At 69.8% G+C, this 2,200-nt stretch carries 3 protein-coding genes; 2 read left to right on the forward strand and 1 reads right to left on the reverse strand.

Annotated elements, in window-relative coordinates:
• Positions 1-113: 113 nt before the first annotated feature.
• A protein-coding gene (locus tag ACFV7Q_RS38750; protein WP_385435655.1) for an IS5 family transposase occupies positions 114-915 on the forward strand; the annotation gives its coding sequence in 2 pieces (ribosomal slippage) (positions 114-449 and positions 451-915; 801 coding nt in all).
• A 251-nt stretch (positions 916-1,166) separates the two neighbouring features.
• Entirely contained in the window at positions 1,167-1,526 is a 360-nt protein-coding gene (locus tag ACFV7Q_RS38755) for a hypothetical protein (protein WP_385435653.1), read from the forward strand.
• Positions 1,527-1,975: 449 nt separating this feature from the next.
• Here ACFV7Q_RS38755 and ACFV7Q_RS38760 read toward each other — a convergent pair.
• Positions 1,976-2,200: hypothetical protein (locus ACFV7Q_RS38760; RefSeq protein ID WP_385435654.1), on the reverse strand; the 225-nt coding region annotated here is incomplete at its 5' end.

A 2,200-nucleotide genomic window follows, 5' to 3' on the forward strand; every position in this document is an offset into this window, starting at 1 on the left:
GCCACGAGATCGCCTGCTGGGACGGCACCCTCACCATTGTCTGCCGGGACCTCCAGGCGACCTGGACCGAGGCCGACTGCTCAAGCAAGTCGTAGGCGCGACAGCTCGTGGGGATTGTCGAGCGGCTGGTGCCGGATGAGCTGTGGGAACTGTTCCAGAGAGTGGTGCCGGAAGCGCCATCGCGGCCTCAGGGCGGCGGTCGGCGCCGGCATGGCGACCGGGAAGTGCTGGCGGCGATCGTGTTCGTGGCCACGCCGGGCTGCACGTGGCAGCAACTGCCGACAGCGTCCTTCGGGCTGTCAGGGGCGACGGCCCACCGGCGGTTCAGCGAATGGTCGAAGGCCAGGGTGTGGGCCAAGCTTCACCGCGTGGCGCTCGACGAGCTCGGTGCCCGCGGCGAGCTGGACTGGTCCCGCTGCGCGCTCGACTCGGTGAACCTGCGGGCCCTGAAAAGGGGGGACCCTGACAGGTCCGAATCCTGTCGACCGGGGCAAGTTCGGATCGAAGATCCACTTGATCACGGAGCGGACCGGTCTACCCCTCTCCGTCGGAATCTCGGGCGCGAACCTGCACCACAGCAAGGCCCACGAACCCCTCGCCCGCGGAATACCGCCCATCCGCACCCGCCACGGGCACCGACGACGCAAGCCCGCCAAGCTCCGCGCCGACAAGGGCTACGACTACGCCCACTTGCGGAAATGGTTACGCGAACGCGGCATCACACACCACATCGCCCGCAGGGGCATCAAGTCCTCACAGCGACTGGGCCGCCATCGCTGGACCATCGAACGCACCACGGCCTGGCTCGCAGGCTGCCGCCGACTCCACCGCCGCTACGAACGCAAGGCCGAACACTTCCTCGCCTTCACCAGCATCGCCTGCACCCTCATCTGCTACCGCAGAATCGCCAAGTGAGATGACTTCCTACTCCGGCGGCACCTCCACCGGCATGGCATATGGCTTCCCCTGCACGGCCGTCTACTGGTTCGTCCCGACCTGCTCCCCCAGGTCCCCGAAGCTGCGCGGACCGAACCGCTCATGGGCCTGTGCGAGCTGGCGTCCGCCGCCCCTAGCAGTCCCGAATTGCTGCGCCTGCTCGTGCGGCTGGCGGGGCGCCGCGGACTACCCGTTCGACTGGACGGCGCTGCCCCGGAGACCCCCGCCCCTTGTACGAGGTGGAGGTCGACCTGTGCCGCCCGATCGCCGACTGCGAAGCACACCTGACTGTGGTTCGCGATGTCGCCCGCGGCGGCTTCTTCCCGGTCCAGACCCCGGTGATCAGGGACGTCCTGGTCGAGTTGGAGGGCGTCGTTCGCTGGGGCGGCGACGACAACAAGCCCGACGAGTCGCTCTTCCACCTCGACGTTCCACCCGGCGACGCGCGCCCCACCGCAGTGGCAGCCAAGCTCTACGGCTGGCAGGAGGACCCGGCCCGAGGAGCGGGCACCCACGTCGATGTACAGGACCCACGACGCCGGAAGGCCGCCGACGACCTCCACCATCGCCAGGTGGGGAAGAGCCGCTGACCACCCCACTGGCTACCGCTCAGCCAGGTTCTGTCCCTTTTGTCAGCGTCGTGCCCAGATGGGATGCGGCGAGCTGGAGTGCGGCTTGTAGGCGATGGCGAATCCGTCGGTTCGTGTGGTCAGGCCGCGCCACTGGTTGAGGCGGTTGACCTAGCGTTCGACGGTGTTCCGCTGCTTGCGGATCTACGCGTTGAAGCCGGCGGGCGGCCGCCTCGGCGGGATCGCCGCAGGCGGTGGCTGACCTGGCCGGACGGCTGCGGAATGACTGCGTGGATCCCGCGTCGCCGCAGGTGGGACCGGATGCCGCGGGGGAGTATGCCCGGTCCGTGAGCAGGGCCAACGGCCGAGTACTCGGCCTGCCCGGGCCGCCTCGCGGCACTGGTCGCGGCGGCACCGGGGCGAGCCGTAGGTCGCGACGTCGCCTACCCGGCCGGGTGGCTGGTTGCGGATCAGCGCGTCCGCTGGTCCCGGGACAGCCGGGCGGGGTCGGCCTCGGTCACGGCCGTCCTGTGGTCCAGTTCCCAGCCCTTTCCGAACGCTGCGGCGACGGAGTCTGCGCCCAGCGCGGCCCGCGCTGCGGGTGAGGTCGCGGACCTGCGGGTTGGTGCGGTCGTGCGTGCCGGGTAGGCGAGAGGCTGCGCCGATCCGGACAGCGGCTTGGTGATGCAGTTGGA

This window comes from Streptomyces sp. NPDC059851 (assembly GCF_042732005.1).
Lineage (GTDB): Bacteria > Actinomycetota > Actinomycetes > Streptomycetales > Streptomycetaceae > Streptomyces.